Annotated in this window: 3 protein-coding genes; all 3 read left to right on the forward strand. The window is 37.5% G+C overall.

What is annotated here, in order from left to right:
* On the forward strand, positions 1-627 hold a 627-nt coding region (locus tag FC45_RS07150; protein ID WP_057706506.1), incomplete at its 5' end, for a mucin-binding protein.
* A gap of 484 nt (positions 628-1,111) precedes the next feature.
* Positions 1,112-1,399, forward strand: a complete 288-nt coding sequence (locus FC45_RS07155) for a YSIRK-type signal peptide-containing protein (protein ID WP_006584601.1) — start codon at positions 1,112-1,114, stop codon at positions 1,397-1,399.
* Between the two features lie 266 nt (positions 1,400-1,665).
* A partial coding sequence (locus tag FC45_RS07160) for a mucin-binding protein (RefSeq protein WP_162257473.1) occupies positions 1,666-4,938 on the forward strand: 3,273 nt, incomplete at its 3' end.

Genomic DNA, 4,938 nt, shown 5'->3' on the forward strand with positions numbered 1-4,938 from the left:
CCAGATAAGATTGATATTCCAACTAGTTTTGACCACAGTCAAAATCAGGATTCAAAGACTGATGACCACCCTCAAGTAATTAAGATTACTGTCGATCACACTTACTCATCTTCAACTCAAAGTAAGACAATCACCAGAACTATTAAGGTTGTTACTCCAGATGGCAAGATTACAGAAACCAAGCAAACAGTAACTTATACCAGAACTGTAACTACGGACAATGTAACAGGTGAATCTACTAAGTCTAACTGGGCAACAACTGACAAGTGGAGTAGCTTTACCACACCAACTGTTGATGGCTACACACCAAGTCAAGCTAAAGTTGATAGTAAGACACCAACTGCTGATGATAAGGATGAAACTATCACTATCACTTATATAAAAGACGCTGATAAGAAGAAAAATAACAATAATTCTTCAAAATTAACTCATAATACAACCCCAATTAATGAAAAGAGTTATTCAAAATCATCTTCAAATCGTTATCAAGCTGCAAAATTGAGAAATACAAATCGTTTACCACAAACAGGTAATAATAATGAAGTAGAAACTGCTGCCGGTTTAGCTGCCGTAACTGTATCCAGCTTGATGGCACTTCTTGCAACTAAGAAGAAAAAGCGTCACTAAAATTATAAAAGGTATTAAACGTTAAGCGTTTAATACCTTTTTTTATATGGTAAAAACCTTATCTTTATTACTATAAGGATTAATTTGTTTTTTAGTTAAAATGTTGAAAAGATTTTAGATGTAGGTCTATAATCTTTTTTGTGCATAATATTTAAATTTATATTTTTAGGGCGAAATATGATAAAGTTATTCGATATTTATTGTTTTAATATAGTTTACCTATTTTTATATTGTTGTATATAGTTAATGATCAATCTCTGGGGTTGTATTATGAGAAAGATTATTGAGTATTTGTTAAACTAGTTATTTTATATCTATTGAATCCCTTTATCAATGAGCCTATTAATATAAAGTTGTTGTTATTAATGCTATAATTAAACTATAAGTGTTTGTATATCAATATAGATATACAAACGCTATATATTTTGCTGGATTCGACTAGAAAAATTGATGATAACGAGCTTTGTGCTCGTGGGAGGTTATCATGGGAGTTTCAAAGAATAATTTTAAACACAAGATGGAAGAATCGGCTAACAGAGTGCAACACTTTGGTTTTAGAAAGTTTTCCGTAGGGTTAACCAGTGTCTTGCTTTCTACTAGTCTTTATTTTGGTGCATCAGCTTCAATTTCAAAAGCTGCAACTGTTTCAACGGACCAAACTAAAGTTACTGACGTTAATAAGCAAGTAACGTCTGAGCAAGAAACCAAAAACGATGGAGATTCTGTTACCAATTCAGAACAAGAGACTGTTATACAACTAGTGCTAAAGTAGCACCAACTACTGAGAAGCAGTCAACTCAAGCAAGTAACAGTCAAAATGCTTCTAGTAAAGACACACTAGCGACTACTAAGTCTAATGAAGGAACTAGTGCTTCTGCCCAAGTTAAATCAGACAACGCAACTACTACGTTAAATACAAGTCAAATAGGCGCAACTACCTTAACTAGAAATAAGCGTTCTTTACTTGAGGATAGCAAACTAACAACTAATTCAACTGGAAAAGAAATTAAAGTTTCTAAAGATGGGCAAGCCGGGAAAGTGAACCTTGGTGATACAATTAACGGTCAAGCCCTTGATCCGACTAAATTTAACTACGTTGTCCAGATTTTTGATAATGGGTTAAATGGCGAAGTCGCTTCTAGCCCGGATAAAGCACGTCTTTTAAAAACTGCTGTTTATTCAGTTGATGCTGATTCAGTAACAACAATTCCTGGAATCTCTTCCGGGATTGATTTTGTTCACTATTCTGGAATGGGTGTAATTAATACGTCTTATACTCTAGGTATAAAGGACGTTAATGGGACTTACCGGGTATATGACATTAACTTGCAGCATAGAACAATTAAAATTCCCACAAATTTAGAGAATGATATTCTATCAGGGACTGCAATTAGAATTACTAAGGGCGAATACGATCCAAACGGAACTACAATTCCGGGGCTTGATGGGGCAGCTGAAGAGCGGACTAGTTCACCTTTTTATACGTCGTATTTGACAAACAGCTACTTGCGGAGAGTTTTTGTCACTAAAGACGGAAAAAATATACTTAATCGGCAGCTTTCAACGGAAGTAGACTTCAATGTAAATTGGGTTTTGGACTTAGTTACTGGTCAGTATAGTGTAGCTACAACTAACCCAGTCATTGATTCAAGTGGTGATATCTTATCTACTGTTGGTTCAGATGAAAAGGAAATTCCTCAAATTCCAGGATATAAGTCTTATCTTGTTGTGGATGGGGTGTACACTCCGGCTACTTCAATTCCTGCTGATTCTGTTAATATTGCTACTCAAACACTATCGACGCCTGAGGGATTAGCTTCATTATCTAAGGTAGTCAATATCGCCTATATTGCTGACGGCCAAAAGCTAAAATTTAAGGCTGTTGATGATGATGCCAGTGGTGCTGATATTACCGGTAAGATTGGAAGTACAATTGCAACCCAGATGACTGGTAACAGTAGTGCAGCAGTTGATCTTAAGCAAGAACAATCCGACATCGATGCAATTCGCCGTGTTCTTGAAGCTCAAAACTACGAATACGTATCAAATGATGATCTAATCAAAAACTTTGATGACGATATGTCAACCGATCAAGAGCTGGTTATTCACTTTAAACACAAGCAAGGTAATGTGGTTGAAACTAAGCCAGTAAGTCGATTAATTAACCTTCACCAGCCAGATGGGACAACGATTAAACAAGAATATCAAACTGGGACGGCTACTAGAACTAACACTGAAGACTTAGTTACCGGTAAAGTTTTAACTGAAGGTAAATGGAGCGGTGGTTTAACCCAATACCAAATTCCTCAGCTTGAGGGTTATATCAGCCAAGTTGATAATAGCGGTACGCGTGTCGACCAATCATCAATTGATGGAACTAGTTTCAAGGATTCCGCTACTGTGCCGACATATGACGCAATTGACGTTTACTACAGAAATGTTCCTGCCTACACCGTTGTTAACTACAAAGATGCTGACGGAAATATCATTAAGAGTGAAAACATTGGTGGTAAAGTTGGTGACAAAGTAACTGTTACTGCAGATAAAATTCCAGACGGTTATGAATTAGTTCCAGGTCAAGACACTTCAAAAGAAGTAACTTTAACTAATGATCAACCAGGTCAACCTAAGACTCCAATTGTCTTCAACATTCAAGCTAAGATTGTTAAGGTAAAACATGATGCACCTAAGAATGCAGGTGATATCATCGAAAAGAACTTCACTTACCCACAAGGCGTAAGTGAAGAAGACTTGAATAGAAGCGTTACAAGAACTATTAACGTAATTAACCCAGATGGTAAAACTTCTACCACAAGTGAAACCGTTAAGTTCTACCGTGATGCAACCGTTAATGAAGTGACTGGTAAAGTTGTCTACACCGATTGGCAAATCGCAAGTGACTCACCTCAAAAATCATGGTCTGCCTTTACCACGCCGAATATTAAGGGTTATGTTCCAACAATTACTAGTTTAGATGCAGAAACTCCAACTGCTGCAACTGGTGATAAGGAATACACTATTACTTATACTAACCAAACATACACCACTCACGTTGTCTTCAAAGACGCTGACGGTACTGTTTTACGTACGCAAACTATCACTGGTGTAACTGGTTCTACTTCTAATGTTGATCAAACATTACCTGCTGGCTACAAGTTAAAAGAAGGTGAATCAATCCCATCTTCAATCACCTTTAACGGTGACCCAGTTGCTGATAAAGACATCACATTAGAACACGATGTCGTAACTTTAACTGATAAGACACCAGACTTACCTCAAGGCTTAACTGCTAATGACTTTAAGCAAGATGTTTCAAGAACCATTAATGTTTACGACACTACTGGTCAAACTATCACTAAGACTGTTAACCAAACTGCAACCTTTACTCGGACTGCTACCTATGATAAGGCAACCAATAAGATTACTTTTAGTAACTGGCAATTAGCTGACGGCAGTAACAAGAACTTTACTGCTTACACTGCACCAGAAATTCCTGGCTACACTGCAACAACTAGTGTTCCAGCTGTCACTGTTGATCAAACTTATGGCAAGCAAGTAGTTAACATTTACTACACTCCAAACGACGGTAAAGTTATCTTCAAAGCTTACGATCAAGCAACTGGTAAGGATGTTGCAATTGACTTAGATAGCCTTGCAACTAACACTGAATTAGCTGGTAAGGTTGATTCTGCAGTTTCAGCAACTGATGCTAGTGATCGTGAAGCTAAAATCAAGAACTTACTTGATAAGCTTGGCTACCAATATGTTGAAAATTCAGCTACTGCAACTCCTGAAAAGTACACCGCTGATACTCAGACAATTAGCCTTTACTTCACTCATAAGACTAGTGAAACCCCAGAAGATAAGACTGTTACTCGTAAAATCAACATCCCTGGTGAAAACGGTAAGACCATCGAAGTCGTTCAAACTGCAACTGTTCACAGAACTAACACCACTGATTTAGTTACTGGTAAGACGACACCTGGCGACTGGTCAAAGGCAAGCTTCCCTGACTATGATGCAGGTCAAGTTGATGGACACACTACTTATGTTGATGGTAAAGAAACTTCAACTGTACCAACTGCTGAAGTTAAGATTGCCAACGGCGTGCCTCAAAATGGCGATGACGTCAACGTCACTTACGAAGCAAATCCAGGTCAACAAACTATCAAGTATGTGGACGAAAATGGTAATCCAGTTAAGTTCAGTAGTGACAGCGATGACCAAGTAATTACTGGTAAAGTTGGCGACATCAAGACTGTTAACACCACTATCCCTGCTGGCTATGAATTAGTACCTGGTGAAACTATT

The sequence above is a fragment of the Lactobacillus jensenii DSM 20557 genome, from assembly GCF_001436455.1.
GTDB lineage: Bacteria > Bacillota > Bacilli > Lactobacillales > Lactobacillaceae > Lactobacillus > Lactobacillus jensenii.

Bases quoted from the DNA above. Each gene is read 5' to 3' on its own strand.
- FC45_RS07155 (WP_006584601.1), top strand. From the start codon at position 1,112: ATGGGAGTTTCAAAGAATAATTTTAAACACAAGATGGAAGAATCGGCT.